At 40.2% G+C, this 17,368-nt stretch carries 14 protein-coding genes and 1 pseudogene; 4 read left to right on the forward strand and 11 right to left on the reverse strand.

The genetic code is table 11. From position 1 onward, the window contains the following. Window positions 1-18 precede the first annotated feature (18 nt). Entirely contained in the window at window positions 19-378 is a 360-nt protein-coding gene (locus P4S65_RS21100) for a GFA family protein (RefSeq protein WP_337121128.1), read from the forward strand. 81 nt (window positions 379-459) lie between these two features. Here P4S65_RS21100 and P4S65_RS21105 read toward each other — a convergent pair whose 3' ends face one another. After that, the gene (locus P4S65_RS21105) at window positions 460-1,338 is read right to left on the reverse strand and encodes a LysR family transcriptional regulator (protein ID WP_337121129.1); all 879 of its coding nucleotides are present in this window, start codon (window positions 1,336-1,338) and stop codon (window positions 460-462) included. A gap of 121 nt (window positions 1,339-1,459) precedes the next feature. Here P4S65_RS21105 and P4S65_RS21110 point away from each other — a divergent pair, with 121 nt between their 5' ends. Further along, window positions 1,460-2,542, forward strand: coding sequence for a YeiH family protein (locus P4S65_RS21110; RefSeq protein ID WP_337121130.1), 1,083 nt, complete (start codon window positions 1,460-1,462; stop codon window positions 2,540-2,542). 29 nt (window positions 2,543-2,571) lie between these two features. Here P4S65_RS21110 and P4S65_RS21115 read toward each other — a convergent pair whose 3' ends face one another. Together P4S65_RS21115 and P4S65_RS21120 are read right to left on the reverse strand one after the other, a co-directional pair. Then, window positions 2,572-3,879 (reverse strand): DASH family cryptochrome, encoded by a 1,308-nt coding sequence (locus P4S65_RS21115; RefSeq protein WP_337121131.1) that lies wholly within the window; start codon window positions 3,877-3,879, stop codon window positions 2,572-2,574. Window positions 3,880-3,998: 119 nt separating this feature from the next. Continuing rightward, window positions 3,999-5,726 (reverse strand): DUF885 domain-containing protein, encoded by a 1,728-nt coding sequence (locus P4S65_RS21120; protein ID WP_337121132.1) that lies wholly within the window; start codon window positions 5,724-5,726, stop codon window positions 3,999-4,001. 226 nt (window positions 5,727-5,952) lie between these two features. Here P4S65_RS21120 and P4S65_RS21125 point away from each other — a divergent pair, with 226 nt between their 5' ends. After that, the gene (locus P4S65_RS21125) at window positions 5,953-6,540 is read left to right on the forward strand and encodes a DUF4202 domain-containing protein (RefSeq protein WP_007377432.1); all 588 of its coding nucleotides are present in this window, start codon (window positions 5,953-5,955) and stop codon (window positions 6,538-6,540) included. Window positions 6,541-6,579: 39 nt separating this feature from the next. Further along, window positions 6,580-7,083: a TFIIB-type zinc ribbon-containing protein gene (locus P4S65_RS21130; protein WP_007377433.1), complete on the forward strand. Its 504-nt coding sequence runs from the start codon at window positions 6,580-6,582 to the stop codon at window positions 7,081-7,083. An 80-nt stretch (window positions 7,084-7,163) separates the two neighbouring features. On the opposite strand, the gene der is transcribed toward P4S65_RS21130, so the two are convergent. From der to P4S65_RS21170, 8 genes and pseudogenes are all read right to left on the reverse strand, one after another. Further along, the gene (gene der, locus P4S65_RS21135; RefSeq protein WP_033017497.1) at window positions 7,164-8,630 is read right to left on the reverse strand and encodes a ribosome biogenesis GTPase Der; all 1,467 of its coding nucleotides are present in this window, start codon (window positions 8,628-8,630) and stop codon (window positions 7,164-7,166) included. A gap of 93 nt (window positions 8,631-8,723) precedes the next feature. Next, window positions 8,724-9,902 (reverse strand): outer membrane protein assembly factor BamB, encoded by a 1,179-nt coding sequence (bamB, locus tag P4S65_RS21140; RefSeq protein WP_008139563.1) that lies wholly within the window; start codon window positions 9,900-9,902, stop codon window positions 8,724-8,726. Window positions 9,903-9,912: 10 nt separating this feature from the next. Beyond that, window positions 9,913-10,533 carry a YfgM family protein gene (locus tag P4S65_RS21145; protein ID WP_337121133.1) on the reverse strand — a complete coding sequence of 207 codons (621 nt, stop codon included), beginning with the start codon at window positions 10,531-10,533 and terminating at the stop codon, window positions 9,913-9,915. A gap of 19 nt (window positions 10,534-10,552) precedes the next feature. Continuing rightward, window positions 10,553-11,833 (reverse strand): histidine--tRNA ligase, encoded by a 1,281-nt coding sequence (gene hisS, locus P4S65_RS21150; RefSeq protein WP_337121134.1) that lies wholly within the window; start codon window positions 11,831-11,833, stop codon window positions 10,553-10,555. A 395-nt stretch (window positions 11,834-12,228) separates the two neighbouring features. Beyond that, window positions 12,229-13,347 (reverse strand): flavodoxin-dependent (E)-4-hydroxy-3-methylbut-2-enyl-diphosphate synthase, encoded by a 1,119-nt coding sequence (gene ispG / locus P4S65_RS21155; RefSeq protein WP_008139556.1) that lies wholly within the window; start codon window positions 13,345-13,347, stop codon window positions 12,229-12,231. Window positions 13,348-13,352: 5 nt separating this feature from the next. Further along, on the reverse strand, window positions 13,353-14,201 hold the full coding sequence (locus tag P4S65_RS21160) for a RodZ domain-containing protein (protein ID WP_007377439.1): 849 nt from the start codon (window positions 14,199-14,201) through the stop codon (window positions 13,353-13,355). Beyond that, a pseudogene (gene pilW / locus P4S65_RS21165) lies at window positions 14,198-15,990 on the reverse strand (type IV pilus biogenesis/stability protein PilW). The gene P4S65_RS21160 and the pseudogene pilW overlap by 4 nt, the downstream one beginning before the upstream one ends. 116 nt (window positions 15,991-16,106) lie before the next feature. After that, window positions 16,107-17,237: a bifunctional tRNA (adenosine(37)-C2)-methyltransferase TrmG/ribosomal RNA large subunit methyltransferase RlmN gene (locus tag P4S65_RS21170; protein ID WP_008139552.1), complete on the reverse strand. Its 1,131-nt coding sequence runs from the start codon at window positions 17,235-17,237 to the stop codon at window positions 16,107-16,109. Window positions 17,238-17,368 lie beyond the last annotated feature (131 nt).

The following is a 17,368-nucleotide window of genomic DNA, read 5'->3' on the forward strand; positions in this document are numbered from 1 at the left end:
ACTGTCCAAGGAGGCTACATGATCGAAGCAACTTGCCATTGTGGAAATATAGCAATAACCACAAAAAAATTACCGAAATCAGTAACCAGTTGTAATTGTTCCATATGTTATCGTATTGCAGCTTTGTGGGTATATTACACAGCGAATCAAGTAGTAATAAAACAAGAATCAAATAATGCTGTATATCTATGGGGTAATAAACTACGTTCGTATCACTCGTGCTCGTTTTGTGGTTGCACCACTCATTACACTCAAAAACGAGATAATGGTACAAATAGAGTTGCAATAAATGCCAGAATGGTAAACTCAGATATTATTAAAGCAGTAAATATCAGATATTTTGATGGTGCGAATACATTTAAATATGTCGAGCAATAAAGCACTCAACAAGAGGCTAAGCTTACCAATAATTGCATATACGCGACTTACAAATCGCGTGTACACTTATTGATATAAACATTATTCACTAAACAGGCTTTTTTCGAATGCTTGTGCGGCATGTGAAGACGGTCTGTCTTTATAATGCAGTTGGTATAGCGGCCGAGAGAGTTGCTCGTTATTTTTTTGGCTCAGGCGTGTTAATTTACCTAGCTGCACTAAATCCTCAGTAACTACGTTTGGCAATAAAGCGACCCCCATACCTTGAGCAACAGCCCTTGCTATTGCCTCGTTGCTGCCCAATTGCATACTGCGCTCTGCTATTACGCCATGTTGGGCTAATAACTTAACCGACATTTCTAAAGTGCCCGAGCCCGGCTCACGTAATAACCAAAACTGTTTGTTTAACCATGCTTTTAAGTTTTTAGCGGGCTTAAAGTTACTGGGTATAACGATACTCATTAAATCGTTTTGCCAGTGCTTACTTATAATATGCGGCTCGGTTGGTGTGCCTTCAACCAGTGCTAAATCGATAGTGCATTCTAGTAAGGCAAGCTCAATTTGCGCGGTATTGGCAACTTGTACTTCTACTTTTATATCTGGGTACTGCGCGCAAAACTTAGCTAAATAAGGCGGTAACCAATAACTGGCAATGGTGGTACTGGTGCCAATAACAAGTGTGCCGCGCTTAAGGCCTGTGCGCGATTTAATATCTTCAATGGCTGCTTTTTCAATAGCAAAAATACTACGCGCATGTTCAAAAAGTGCTTGTCCACCTTCACTTAAGGTGAGCTTTTTACCCTTAGATGCACGTTCAATAAGTAGAATGTTTAACTGATGCTCTAGCTCTTTTAGCGCCTTAGAAACAGCGGGCTGGCTTATAAAAAGCGCTTCGGCTGCGCCTGAAAAGCTACCCAATTTAGCCACTGTATAAAACACCCTAAGTGCATGTAAGTTCATTGAACACCTTAAACTGTATAACCTTAGGTTATCAAATCATGATTTTAATATATTGGAGTTATATTTTGAGCTTTTTTACAATTAAGTCAACACATCAACATGGTTTAAGTGAGGGAATATTATGCTTAGCGCTATTAAAAATAGTTTTCAGCCTTTGGGTATTAATACTAAGCAATACGGCGATACGCGCTGGTGGATTGGCATGTTACTGGTTATTGTACTTGCGGGTGTTGCTATTGCGCTGAGTAAATTACCAATAATGCAAACTGCGCAATTTAGCTCACTCACTATTGGTATTGTGGTTGGTATTATTGTGGGCAACAGTGTGTTTTCGCGTATAGCTACGCGTACCGATGTAGGTGTTGATTACGCTAAAAGTATTTTACTCAAAGCGGGTATTATTTTATTTGGTTTTAGAATTACTTTTGCGCAAGTAGCGGGCGTGGGCTGGGAAGGCTTATTAACCGATGTTGTAATGCTGTTAGGCACATTTATTTTGGCAGTGCAGCTAGGTAAGCGCGTATTTAAGCTTGATGAACAAACAACCATATTAATTGGCGCGGGTAGTTCTATTTGTGGTGCCGCTGCGGTTATGGCAACTGAGCCGGCTATAAAAGCGCAGGCGCATAAAGTATCGGTAGCGGTGGCAACGGTTGTGGTGTTTGGCACGTTAAGCATGTTTGCCTACCCAATTATGTTTGATTATATGGGGCTGAGTGAGCACGCATATGGTATTTTTGTTGGTTCAACCATTCATGAAGTAGCACAAGTGGTTGCAGCGGGCACAGCTGTAAGCGCCAATGCTGCTGATACCGCCGTTATAGAAAAAATGCTAAGGGTGATGATGCTTGCGCCATTTTTAGTGGGCTTATCGTTTTGGCAAAGTAAAAAGCATGCTAAAACAAACAATAACGTGCATGGCGGCGAGCAAAAAGCAGGTATTACAATCCCTTGGTTTGCGGTGTTATTTATTGTGGCAAGTGGTGTACATTCGCTATCAGTTATTCCTCAAGTGGCTACAAGCGCAGTTGTTTGGTTTGATAATATATTACTAACCATTGCGATGGTGGCTTTGGGCTTACGCACACATGTTGGGGCAATTCGCCAAGCGGGTATTAAACCGCTGTTACTGGCGCTGTGTTTATTTTTGTTTTTAACATTGGGTGGTTACGCTATTAATATAGGCATTGCTGAGCTGTTTTAAACGTTACTTGGTAAAAGTTGATTGGCGGCTTAAATTGGCCAATCAACTTCGTTTAAGGTATCCAGCTGCCTGCTGGTATTTCTATTGCCTTGCCATTTATTAGTGTAAACAGTGTGCGGGTCAAACTGTAACGTTTGTTTTTGTATATTAAAGTGCCTACCACCACGCGGATCTACGCCTACACCTGCTATATATTGCCAATTACCCCAATTAGCGGCTACATCGTAATCAATCAGTTGCTGTTCAAAATAAGCTGCGCCGTATCGCCAATCAAGGCCAAGCTCGTTTACTAAGCAGCTTGCTGCAATTTGCCTTGCTCTATTTGATATATAACCCGTAGCATTAAGCTCATTCATAATGGCATTGACTAATGGGTAGGGTGTTGAGCCATTACACCATGCAGCAAATCGGCTTGGCATAAATGTAGTAAGGGGTTTGGTTTGCTTTTGGCCTTTAAAGCTAAACAGGCTTTTACCGGCCTTAAGTGCATGCCATTTAAAATACTCTCGCCATAGCAATTCAAATTTAATCCAGTAGGTAGACTCGTTTGTTATATAACTTTGTTCGTACGCCTCAACTGCTTTATAAACTTGCCGCGCACTTACACAGCCAAAAGCAAGCCAGGTACTAAATTTTGTGGTGTTATTAAAGCCATCAAGCTCGTTTCGAGTTATTTTATAAGTACTTGGCAGCAAGCCTGAAAAGTATTGCTCTAAGTGTGTTTGCGCACTTTTAAACCCGCCATGCATTACACCATTATTTGCTATACGCTCTAAAGGTTTTTTAGCGCACAAGGTTATTGGCTGAGGGAGCAAACCGTTTGGTAATGTTGAAAGTGAAATGGGGCTAGTGGCGGCCTCTACCTTTTTACGAAACGGGGTAAAGTGTTTAGGTAATTCGCTTAAATCAAACGGTAGGTCACTTTGTTTATAGAGTGTGTCTTGTTGCGTTCCTGTAAATTGTGTATTTGGGCAATGTGCTTTGAGTAAGTTTATTTGGCGTTGCTCGTACAGGCCAAATTGCTCGCTGTATACCACTTCATCTATATTTTGCTCATTTATACGCGCTTTTAAAAGCGATACGGGTTCGCCTTCAAGCAAATGTAGGGTTTGCCCACGCTCAATAAGTGCTTGTTGTAGTTCGTACAAGCTTTGCATTAAAAACTGATGTTTATGCACGCCATATGGCTTTTGTTGGTAGTTATTATTTTTAAACCAGTGTGGGTTTATAACAAATACAATATCTAGTGCGCATTGCTGCGACACAAGGTCACTAAAAATAGCATTGTCGGTTAGACGTAAATCGTTTTGTAGCCAATATAAAATGCGTTTGCTCATAGGTTAGCTCAGGTTTTTGTAATCATTAACTTTACGAAGCAAAAGCGGGTAGGGATTAGTTTTGAGGTGTTTAAGAGGGTTTTAAAAAGAGGCGGCAAATAATACCGCCTCCTTTAATGTTAAATAGCTGATTTTTGCTCTGCTATCCAATCGTTTATTACGTCTTCAAGTACAGCCATAGGGAGTGAACCTTGACCTATAACGGTGTCGTGAAAGCTGCGTATATCAAATTTAGCGCCTAGTTCTTTTTCAGCTTTTGCGCGTAGTTCGCGTATTTTTATTTCGCCCATTTTGTACGAAAGCGCTTGGCCTGGCCATGAAATATAACGATCTATTTGATCCTCCACCGCACTTTGTGGCAAAGCAGTGTGATCTGCCAAGTAGTCAATAGCCTTTTGGCGGCTCCAACCAAACGCATGAATACCGGTATCAACAACAAGCCTCACAGCACGCCACATTTCATAACCTAAACGACCAAAGTCGCTGTAGGGGCTTTGATAAAAGCCGGCTTCTTTACCTAAGCGTTCTGTGTAAAGTGCCCAACCTTCGCCAAATGCTGAGTGGCTAAGTGTGCGTCTAAATTCGGGTACATTTAACTCCATTGCAATGGCGTTTTGTAAATGGTGCCCTGGTATTGCCTCGTGAAGGCTTAGTGCTTCTAAATTATACAAAGGCTGTAGCTTAGGTGTTGAGGCCAAAAAGTAAGTGCCAGGGGAGCGGTTATCAGCAGGTGGCATATAAAACGCACCACGACTCGCTGAGCCTTTAATAGTAAAGGTGTTACGCGGTAAATGATTAAAGTAGGTTGGTAATTTTCCATACATTTTTTGCGTTATAAAAGCGGTTTTTTCTAGCAAGTCTTGCGCGTCTTTTGCGTAAAATTGCTCATCGGTTGCTAAAAATTCTAAAAAATCGCTGTATGTGCCATCAAAACCTACTTTATAAATAATACTTTGCATCTGCGCTTTAATACGCGCGACTTCTTTTAAGCCAAGCTCATGAATTTTCTTTGGTGTGGCATTGGTTGTGGTGTAGTAATTAACTGCATATTTGTAATACTCAAGCCCGCCTTTAACGCTTGCAATACCCGGCTGGGCTCTACAGTTAGGCATGTAATCGTTTTCAAAAAAGTCGTAAAAATGCTGATAAGCAGGGACTACTTTTGAGCTGATTAAGGCCTTTGCTTTATTTTGGTATGTGGCTTTTTGCTCTGCTGTAAACGTGTTTGGTATACGTGTAAAGGGCTCGTAAAGGGCACTGTTTTCAGGTTGCTTAACAATATGCGCGCTAATGCTTTGGCTGTAATTTTCAAAGGTTTTGCAGTAATGAGTAAAGCCTGTTTTTATACCTTCTTTCATTAAATCAATATTTTGCTGATTAAATCGAGGGTAGTCGGCAAGGCTGATTAAAAATGCGTTGTAATCGTCGGGTGTTAAAAATGCCATGTTAGCCGGTGCTTCGGCAAAATAAGTATGCCAGCCACTTAAAAAATTAACCGGAAAATACTTATCTTGATAAAGGTAGCTTTGCTGCTCTGTTTCTCGCTCATATTTAAATAAGCGGTAGTTCATTAGCTGCTCGTTGTTGAGCGTTTTTGGGTCAATGCTGGCTAAGCTTTTTAGTACGCTGTTGTTATAAGCTTGGCGCTTTGCAATGGCTTGCTCGCTCCAATTTGGCAATGTACCGCTGGGTTTCCAGCCGTCTGGGTCGGTACGAAAAAATATTTTTTCGGTTTTGGCATTTTGCCAATGGTTATCAATAATGGTTTTTAAATCAGTGTTACTGTCGGCTAAGCTTGGTAGCGATACAACCGCTAAGCATATAGCTAGAATACTTTTTTTAAACATAGTCATCCGTTATTGGCGAGTTAGTTATTATTTATCGCGCTTTTTTATTTTAATTTGTGCTCAATATAGTACCAAGTTAACTTAATCAATGCGCTTACTTTTATAACCAGTACCTCTAGGTTTTACTGTTGATTGAACAAATTTCACTGCGTAACTGATTGGCGTACTAGTTTATTGTTTTATCAGCGTTTAGAATGATTAAAACTTATTATAAAAAATGACCGTCATGTTTAATAAAGTAATTACCTTAATTGATGAAGCTAATAACCAAGACCCAAATAGTGAACAGCACAATGGACAACGCTTTCCTAAAGAAAGTTTATACGCCTTGCGCATGAGCGAAATGTTAACTCGTTTTAAACCAGATGCCGATGAACTCATGCAAATTGCAGTGCGCGGGCAGCATATACAACGCTGGAAGTCGCCACGTAGTGACTTTGAAATGAATAAGCAGGGCTATCATCAATGGCGCAGTGCACTTTATATATTTCATGCTAGCAGTGTTGTTGCGCTCATGAAGCAAGCTGGTTACGATGAAGCTGAGCAAAACCGAGTGTACGATGCGGTCGCTAAAAAGAATATTAAACGTAATCCAGACAGCCAGCTTGTTGAAAATGTGGCTAGTTTGGTGTTTATTGAACATTATATGCTTGGATTTGCCAATGCAAAACCAGATTACAATGAGGAAAAGTGGATTGGTATAATTCGTCGTACTTGGCAAAAAATGTCAGATGAAGCGCATGAGTTTGTACTTGCAGGTAATATTACATTACCCGCACCACTTGTTGGGCTTATTCACAAAGCGCTTGAGTAAAGTAGTATAAGTTAAGTATTAAAATAAAAGGAGTTTTAAATGCATTGCCCACGTACAAATGCCTCTCTTGAGCCGTTATTAATTGGCGGTATTACTGTTTACACTTCAGCGCAAGGCGGCGTATTTTTTGATAACAGCCAAATTTTTAAATTTAGCTCGCCAGAGCTAAAGCATGGTCAGGTGTTGCTAAAGCATTTGAGTGAACATAGCGAGAGTGAATACGATGTATCGCTACGAATTAATTGCCCAAAGTGCAAAAAAATTGTAATGATGCGCAGGTATTTTTCGCCAGTAAAGGCCGTTGAAATAGATGAATGCCCAGGCTGTGCAGGAATATGGCTTGATAGTGGCGAGCTGGCAAAAATACACGAAAACCACTTAACACCCAAAGAGCGTAAGCTATTAGCTCATGAAATGGCAACCAATCATGGGTTTATAACTATTAAATCACCTACTTCTAGGTTTACGCCAACTAATAAAAATAAAAGTGCGCATGAAACCACCGTTGAGAACTTGGTTCGCTTAGCTTTACTTAGTTTGTGACTGTTAAAAACATATTAAAACAAAAACGGCGTACTAAAAAGTACGCCGTTTTTATTACAATAAACTAATTTTTAACGAATTTATTTATTACGATTTTCTTTAGCAAATGCACGTATTTTACGCTTTTGCGACAGTGTTACTTTATTAACACGACCAGCAAATGGGTTTTCACCTTCTCTAAATTCAATTTTGATTGGGGTGCCCATAATTTTAAGCGCTTTACGGTAGTAGTTCATCAGGTAGCGTTTATAACTATCTGGTAAATCTTTAACTTGGTTACCGTGAATAACAATACGTGGTGGGTTATAACCACCGGCATGCGCATATTTGAGCTTAACACGACGACCACGAACAAGTGGCGGCTGGTGATCGGCTTGAGCCATGTCCATAATACGACGCAACATTGCAGTACTTATACGTTTAGTCGCTGATTCATACGCTTCGTCAACAGACTCGAATAAATGACCAACACCTGTACCGTGTAGTGCAGATATAAAGTGTAGGCGTGCAAAGTCAATAAAGCCTAAACGGCGATCGAGCTCTGATTTAATACGATCTTTAACGTAATCGTCTAAGCCATCCCATTTGTTCACTGCAATTACCAATGAACGACCTGAGTTAAGAGCAAAGCCTAATAAGCTTAAATCTTGATCTGAAATACCATCGCGAGCATCAACAATCAATAACACAACGTTACAATCTTCGATTGCTTGAAGCGTTTTAATTACAGAGAACTTCTCAACTACGTCGCTTACTTTTTTACGTTTGCGAACACCGGCTGTGTCAATTAACACATATTCTTTTTCATTTCGCGTCATCGGAATGTAGATAGAGTCACGTGTTGTACCTGGCATATCGTATACAATTACGCGTTCTTCACCGAGTATGCGGTTAGTAAGTGTAGACTTACCAACATTAGGACGACCAATAATAGCAAGCTTTACAGGTTTGTCTGCAAATGCCTGGTGATCGGTGTCGCTGTCTTCATCTTCTTCGTAAAGATTAATAAGCTCTTCGTCATCGCCTGTTACGTCTTCGTCTTGTGCAGCTAATTCAGCAATAAGCGGCTGAAGTGTTTGCTCAAGTAATAACGTAATACCACGACCATGGGATGCTGCAATATGATGAATTTCACCTAATGATAATTGGTAAAATTCAGCACAGTTTGAATCTGCATCAATACCATCGGTTTTGTTGGCAACAACAAAACACTTTTTATCTTGCTTGCGTAAGTGATTAGCAATTGCTTGGTCAGCTACGGTCATACCTACACGAGCATCTACTAAAAACAGAACAATGTCGGCTTCTTCAATGGCTAGCAGAGATTGATCTGCCATTTCGATTTCGATGCCTTCTTCTGAGCCATCAATACCACCCGTATCTACCACGATAAATTCATAGCCATCATAACTAGCTTGGCCATATTTTCTATCTCGTGTTAAACCAGGGAAATCGGCTACGAGCGCATCACGAGTACGTGTTAAACGGTTAAATAATGTGGACTTGCCCACATTGGGTCGCCCAACTAGAGCGATCACGGGAAGCATAAACTACCTCTTTAAAAAACAACAAAAGGCTTCGCAGTGCGAAGCCTTACAAAAAATAATTAACTATTAGCAGGTTATACTAATAGTAGTAAGTTAGTTCGGTATTTTAACCGCACTAACTTCACCATCACGGGTGTATAAAATCAGTTTATCGTCGGCAACAACAGGCTCAATAAAAAATCCTGAACTGTCAAAGTCTTCACGAGATACTAGCTCGCCAGTTTCTTTATTTAACCAATGCAGGTTACCTTCTTGGTCGCCTATAGCTAAATGGCTACCCGCAACTGTAGGGCCTGTTAAGTACCAACCACGTAGAGCGGGTTGGCTCCAACGTTCAATACCTGAATCTTTATCCAATGCGTAAATAACACCATCGCTATCTACTACATAAATACTTTGTGCGTCCATTGCAATATCGCGGTAGCTACTGTATTCACGTTTCCAGACAATATTACCTGAGCGAATATCAATAGCGGCTAAGTTACCATTATAAGCAATAGCATATGCGTATGGGCCGCTAATAAGTGGTTGAGTATCTACGTCAACTAGGCGTTCAAACTCTGATGCACCTTTAGCTACCGCTATTTCTGCGCTCCATGCTGAGTAACCACTTTCTGAAATCAAAACGTTTAACTTGCCTGTTTCAAGGCCAACTAATACACCACCGTTAGCAACGGTTGGCGAGCTTTGTCCTCGCAATGTTAGCGGCGGTACTTCTTGTTCAAAGCTCCAACGCTGCTCACCTGTATCTGGGTGTAACGCTAATAATTTACCAGACGCTAAATTAACAAAAACTAAGCCATCGCCAGCAGTTGGTTTTGATAGCGATTCACCAGGTACATTTTTACGCCAAACTTCTTCACCGGTTTCGCGATCTAGGGCAATAATAAAGCCATGTTCAGAGCCAATATAAATCTTACCATAAGCTTGTAAAATACCGCCTGATAATTTTGCTGTACCGTTGTCACTCCATGGCCAAAATGATAAATCCTGACGCACGTCAGTTTCCCATTTTGTGTCGCCATTCGTAAGCGAAAGTGCTTCAACTTGGCCTTCACGGCTAGCAACGTATACAGTATCTTTATAAATAGCAGGCGTTAGACGAGAGAAATAATGCTCTACACCGTCACCAACTGATTCTTGCCAAACAACGTCAGTTTCAAACTGGTTTACAATTTCAGGAAGTACTAGTTCGTCTTCATCATCACTTGATGAACAACCCATCAGTGTTGCCATACATAGGGCAAGGGTTGCAGTCGTTAATTTTCTCATGCCTAAAACCTTAAGCCGCTGGGCTAGTTACTGCTAGGTCATCTAACTTAACTTGTAATAGTGGGTTACTGGTTAATCCACCTGCATCTACAGCTGCTTGGTAAGCAGTGCGAGCCTGATCTTTATTACCTTGCTGAGCGTAAATATCGCCTTTAAGCTCGGCAACGTTTGCGTTAAATGCTTCTGGTAATGGTGCATTTAATGTATTTAATGCATCGTCATATTTAGTTTGTGCAATTTGAATGCGGGCTAAGCGTGTAATAGCAATTGCTTTTAGTTCTGTATTTTGCACATTAGATACGATCCAACTCAGTTTTTCGCTTGCTACATCTAACTTTTGCGCATCTACAGCATCTTTAGCAGCAACAAATGCGGCTAATGTTGCGTAGTTTGTGCCTTTATTTTCGCTGATAAACGTATCTGCTGAAGATAATACATCATCACCTTCAACAAGCTTAGTGAAAGAGTTTGATGCTTTCTCAGCTGTTGTGATTTGGTTTTGGTTATACGCTTTCCAGCCATACAAACCACCTAAGCCAACAACTATACCTAGTGCAAGTGAAACGCCGTTTTCACGGAAAAAACGTTTAATGGCTTCTGCTTGTTCTTCTTCTGTTGAATGTATATCCATGTTTACCTCTAATGTCAGCTTAGCCGTTAATAAGCTCAGCTAATAGCGTTTTAGCTTGTTCTAGTTCTAATGTGACTTGCTCTTTACGTTCACGTAAGTACTTTATAGTCACAACGCCTTTTTCTAATTCATCTTCACCGATAATAACAGCAACAAGTGCATCGCTTTTATCAGCACGTTTTAATTGTTTTTTAAAGTTACCGCCGCCAGCATGTACCATAACACGTAAACCGGCTACGTCACGACGTAGTTCAGAGGCAATAATAGGTGCTTGAATACTTGCTTTGTCGCCCATCGCTGCTAAATATACATCAGCATTGCGACGAATGTCACCCACACACTCAATAGCCTGTAGCAATAATACTAAACGTTCTAGGCCCATTGCAAAACCAACCGCTGGGGTTGCTTTACCACCTAGTTGCTCAACTAAACCATCGTAACGACCGCCAGCACAAACAGTGCCTTGTGCGCCTAAACTGTCGGTTACCCATTCGAATACGGTACGGTTGTAGTAGTCTAAACCACGTACTAATTTTTCATTAACCGTGTATGAGACGCCTGCAGCGTCTAAACGTTCACATAAATTTTCAAAATGTTCTTTTGATTCAACATCTAGGTGCTCAGATAATTTAGGTGCGTCGGTTAATATGGCTTGTACATCTGGGTTTTTGCTATCAAGTACGCGTAATGGGTTTGAATACATACGACGTTTTGAATCTTCATCAAGCACATCTATGTGTTGTTCAAGGTAAGCTACTAATGCATCACGGTAATCGGCGCGCGCTTCGTTAGATCCTAATGAGTTAAGCTCTAAGCGTACGTGCTCAGTAATACCAAATGCTTCCCATAGTTGCGCTGTTAATAAAATAACTTCGGCATCTATATCGGCTGTGGCAATACCAAATGTTTCTAAACCAAATTGGTGAAACTGGCGGTAACGACCTTTTTGCGGGCGTTCATGGCGAAACATTGGTCCCATATACCAAAGACGCTGCTCTTGGTTATATAATAATCCATTTTCGTTACCTGCGCGCACACATACAGCGGTGCCTTCAGGGCGCAGTGTTAATAAGTCGCCATTGCGATCTGCAAAGGTGTACATTTCTTTTTCTACTATATCGGTTACTTCACCAATAGAGCGTTTAAATAAGTCGGTTGATTCTACAATAGGAAAACGAATTTCTTGATAACCGAACGATGCTACTGTCTCGCGTAAAATGTTTTCTACTTTCTGCCAAACTTGTGTGTCGCCTGGCAGACAATCGTTCATACCGCGAACTGCCTGAATTTGTTTTGCCACTGATAAATCCTAAATGCTGTTTATGTGTAATAAAAAATGCTTACACAACAAGAATGCTAAAAATTGACCCGCTATTATATACCCAAACTACCCCATGATGCGAGCGTCGTTGGAATTAAAAGCGATTTAGGCAAGGCATTGATTGCAAATAATAGAGGTTCTATTGTTAAAATCAATAACGCAGTATAAATCGCTTTAAAACCAACCCATTGGGCGGTTCACAGGCACTTACTCTCATCGTTGTTACTTTTTAAAAGGGATTGCCATTCTTGCAAAGTAACGCCTTGATATTAAATCCCTGTGAAACGCTGAGTTCTGTATTTTGAGGTGGTTTGGGTATCCACTTGCTATAAAGGTCAACGGCAAACAGCGTTGTTTGCCGCTAAATACGGTATTTATTCGACTATTTTTATGTCGATAGGTGTCTGGTTTTGCTTTTGGGCTATAAAGTCACGTACATAACCTTCGAGTTGTTCAACAATATTATTGTTATCGATACGTGCTTTTTGACGCTCGCCATTAATATATAAGCCAGAGCGACGGTTTGCACCAGCAAGACCTATATCACTAACGAGTGCTTCACCTGGGCCATTTACAACACAACCAATTACCGAAACCGATACAGGCTCAATAATATCCTCTAAACGCTCTTCAAGCTGGTTCATGGTGCTAACTACATCAAACTCTTGGCGTGAGCAGCTAGGGCAGGCAATAAAGTTAATACCGCGTGAGCGTATACGCAGCGATTTTAAAATATCAAAGCCGACTTTGATTTCTTGTACTGGGTCGGCTGCAAGTGATACTCGTAGTGTGTCGCCAATGCCTTCAGCAAGTAGCATACCTAAACCTACTGCGGATTTAACCGAGCCTGAGCGCATTCCGCCTGCTTCGGTAATACCTAAATGCAGTGGTTGGTCTATTTCTTTAGCAAGTAAACGATACGCACCTACCGCTAAAAATACATCTGATGCTTTTACTGATATTTTAAATTGGTCAAAATCAAGGCGGCGTAATATATCTACATGGCGCATTGCTGATTCTAATAAGGCTTCAGGTGTAGGCTCGCCGTATTTTTCTTGTAAGTCGCGCTCAAGTGAGCCTCCATTTACACCAATACGAATAGGAATGTTATGCTCGCGAGCTGAATCGACAACGGCTCTAATACGTTCTTCGCTACCTATATTACCTGGATTTATTCGTAGGCAATCCACGCCGTACTTTGCCACTTTTAAGGCTATACGGTAATCAAAGTGAATATCGGCTACTAAAGGGATAGTGACTTGTTCTTTAATACTTTTAAATGCATCTGCTGCATCCATTGTTGGTACTGATACACGCACAATGTCGGCACCGGCATCTTGTATTGCCTGAATTTGTGCCACGGTTGCATCTACGTCCATGGTATCGGTATTGGTCATTGATTGCACTGCAATCGGTGCACCATCACCAATAGGTACATTACCTACATTGATACGAGTTGATTTTCTGCGTTTAATTGGAGATTCTGAAAACATAGCGACTACTCTGCTAGTGGTAATTTAAATTTAGCTAAACGATTTTTAGGAAAAGCCGAAATGTCGATAGGCTCACCATCCAAGGTAATACTTACAACGTCATGCTTACCTAGTACAACAGAAAAAGGAGGAGTACCGCTAACCGTCATCTGGTAGCCTGCTTTTTTAACACCAAAAGCGACTTTTTCACCCTCACCGTCATAAACTTCAACCCAGCTTTCATCGTTAAAGTTCATCACGATTGTACTTATACCTGGTGTTTTATCCAGGTCAGTAGTTACTGTTTCTACGGGTTGTTCTACTGAATCATTTAATGTTTCGCTTTGCGGTTGTACCGTTTTATTAGTATCTGCTTGTTGTTCTTGTTCAAAAAAAGGAGATTGTGCTGCTTGTCGCTCACTCATAATTGAGTTCTCAACATTAATATTACTTGTTTGTTCTTCAATTGGCGTGGCATTTTGCCAAAACCAAAGTGCAGACGAACCAATGACGATCGCTAAAATAATATAACTCACGAACATTAATCGGCTGTCATTGGCTTCTTTCTCCGTTCGGCGTGAAAAGCTTTGCATGTTCGCGGGTTTAGCCGGCTCAGGTGGGGCTGGCATCATAGCTAGAATAGGCGTGCAATCAACTTTTAATTCTCGGCAATAGTTTTTAATATAACCTTTTACAAACGTAATAGGACCGAGTAATTGAAATTCATCGTTTTCAAGACGCTTTATTTGTAGTTCAGATAGTTTTAACGGCTTAGCAATTGCTTCAATGCTCACATTCGCTTGCTCACGATGTGCTTTTAGTATTTGACCAACCGTTGGTTGTTCGCTCTGTGTTTGCGTATTGTCTTCATTCATAATGTGTATGAGTCTGGATCCACTAGTAAAAGTCTATGCCCTGGCGTAAGTGCTATGTCAGGACTTAATTTATTCCATCGCATTAATTGATCAATTAATACACGCCGCTGGGTAGCTATTTCGTAAAGGGTGTCGCCAGCTTTAATTTCGTAATAAACATTAGGATCGTTTAGGTAAATTTTACTTCCATTCATTACCCGATCCGACTCTTTTAAACCATTCCATTGTAGAAGTTTTTGTAGTTTAACATTGTATCGCACCGAAATGCTAAATAGGTTTTCACCGAATTGAATTACATGAAATGGGATGCTTAAAGTTGGTACTTTAGGGTTAAGCATTGGTGGTTCAATGTGTTCACTTGCCTCATAACTCTTAAACTGTATGTCATTATTATTTTGGCGGCTACTTTCAGCAAACACGTTAGTATCTTTCGTTGCAGTGTAAAAAACAACATCAGAATCATTCTGTTCTATAGGAGCCTTTATTACAGGGGAGTTTGCTGCGAATTAAAGTTTGCATCTTTAGGGGCGCCAAAAGAAATTATTTTAATGCTGTCATTTGGTTTAGTTAATGTTTTCTCGGCTTGTTTTTGTGATTTAGGTACTTGTGGAGCGGCGACCGTTTTTTGCATCGTATTAGCTGAATTATGACCAGTTGTTAAAGCAAGCATAATAGCCGATGTATCGGTTTTAGTACTTGAACTAGTTACTGTTGGTGTCGTTTCTTTTTCTGAAATAGATGATGGGGGCGCGCTTGTATAAGTATTTCCTTTATTAATTGGATTAACAGTACTTGCAATAACTGAAGTTGCATTATCCATTGGAGTTTGGGGTGCTACACTTATGCGTTTGTTATCGTTGGTAACTAAGCTTGTTGAATTATCTCTAGCAATGTGTTTTTTCCGGGTGATTTTTATTTTTGGTTTAACACTAATTTGTCCACCATTACTTGTTTCTTGTAATTCATCAAGTTTAGCTTTTCGGTATTTTTCTCTTAAAATTTCAAATTCGCTTAACCGTACTTTTTGCTCTCGAATTACGTATGCTTCATTACTCGTTGGGTAGGTCTGTGAAATAGTGCTCGCAATTTTTTCTGCATCTTCTATTTTACCCATTCGATTTTTTATTAAATAGTTAAGCATTAAAGCCCGAGATGAAACTTTGCCTGTATCGTCATAACGCTTTAAAAGCTCATTTGCTTTGTGTAAATCACTCTTAGCATAAAACAGTGCAGCTAAACTGATTAAAGTAGACGTTCTTTGCGAGCTGTGGTTCATGGCTTGTTTAAAATAACTTTCAGCATTATCAAAATCGTTAAACTCAATGGCACATAAAGCTAAATTTTCGTAGCTTTCTGCAACACGAATGTAGCTAGGGATTTCTATTGCTTTTAAAAATTGATCAGTGGCTCGGTCGTATTCATTTATGCCACATAAAAATACACCGTAGTTATTTAAAGTATTTGGATCGTCTGGTTTTATGGCGAGTGCTTTTTGGTAGGCTTTATCGGCCAGTGTATTTTCACCAACTTGTTGATAGTAATAAGCTAGAGAGTAATGAACTTCTGGTAAATTTGGTGCAAATTCGGCTGCACGCTCTAGATTATATTTAGCCTGAGAATTATTGCCTGTATTTAGGTATTGTAATGCTAGAGCAATACGCGTTCGCGCTGCGCCTATATTATTAATTTTATTTTCGACGACGGGTTTGTCACTGCCGTTATAACTATTTTCGGTTACACACCCGCTTAGAGCGAGTGCCGATATAGTTAAAGCAAGTAAAGATCGCATTACCTTATCTCTGTATTTTAATCCATATCTTCTATCTTACCTAAAAGCCTTTATGTTGCATCATATATTTAAAAATAAACGAATTAATATAAAGGCTTTAAGTATTTTACTAAAAGTTATGCTTGATGAATGTTTACAGTAATCGCATTATCATCACGCATTTTCTTTTTAGCTAAGCGCTTAGTACGATCCACTACATCACCCACTAATTGTCCACAAGCTGCATCAATATCGTCCCCTCGAGTACGACGAACAATACAGGTAACGCCGGCTGCTTGTAATACCTTTGAAAAGCGATCAATACGGCTGTTACTTGAGCGAGTGTACTCATTACCTGGGAACGGGTTAAACGGAATAAGGTTTACTTTAGATGGTGTGCCTTTTAACGTTTGCACGAGTGCATGCGCCTGATCGGTGCTGTCGTTAATACCGTTAAGCATAACGTATTCAACGGTTACGTCTTTATTAGCTTTTGAACCGTCGATATAACGACGACACGCGGCTAAAAATTCTTCAATAGGGTACTTTTTATTAACGGGCACTAAAATGTCACGCAGTGCGTTATCTGGTGCATGCAATGAAATAGCCAGTGCTACGTCAATTTTCTCTTTTAGTAAATCAAGTGCAGGTACAACGCCTGACGTACTTAATGTTACGCGTCGCTTAGATAAACCAAAGCCCCAATCGTCCATCATTAGTTCCATTGCTGGCACTACGTTTTTAAGATTAAGTAAAGGCTCACCCATACCCATCATCACAACGTTAGTTACTGGGCGCTTTTCGCTATGGCCATCAAGGCCTATATCTTTAGCTACACGCCAAACTTGGCCAATGATTTCAGATACTTTTAAGTTACGGTTAAAGCCTTGTTGAGCAGTAGAACAAAAAGTACATTCAAGCGCACAACCAACTTGTGATGATACACATAAAGTAGCGCGTTCTTTTTCAGGGATCCAAACGGCTTCTACTTCTTGGCCGCCTTCAAGAATAAGCGCGTACTTAATTGTACCGTCGCTTGCTTGTTGGCGAACGGTGATTTCTGGCGCAACAATTTCACATTCAGCTTTAAGTTTTTCTTTAAGCTTTTTGTTTACGTTGGTCATTTCGTCGAAGTTATCTACGCCAAAATGATAAATCCATTTCATCACCTGGTCACTACGAAACGGTTTTTCACCGAACGATGCAAATAGCTCGCGCATTGCATCTCGGTTTAAATCTAATAAGTTAATCTTTTTTTGCTCGGTCATGAAACAACCTCAATCGGTGACGGTGGAGATAAAATTTACGAGGACGAATTGTACACAATTCACTCACTTTAATCATTAAGTAAAACATTATTAGTTTACTGATTAATACTTTACGTAATGACTAAAAAAGG

The sequence above is a fragment of the Pseudoalteromonas sp. B131b genome, from assembly GCF_037162545.1.
GTDB classification, from domain to species: Bacteria; Pseudomonadota; Gammaproteobacteria; order Enterobacterales; family Alteromonadaceae; genus Pseudoalteromonas; species Pseudoalteromonas fuliginea.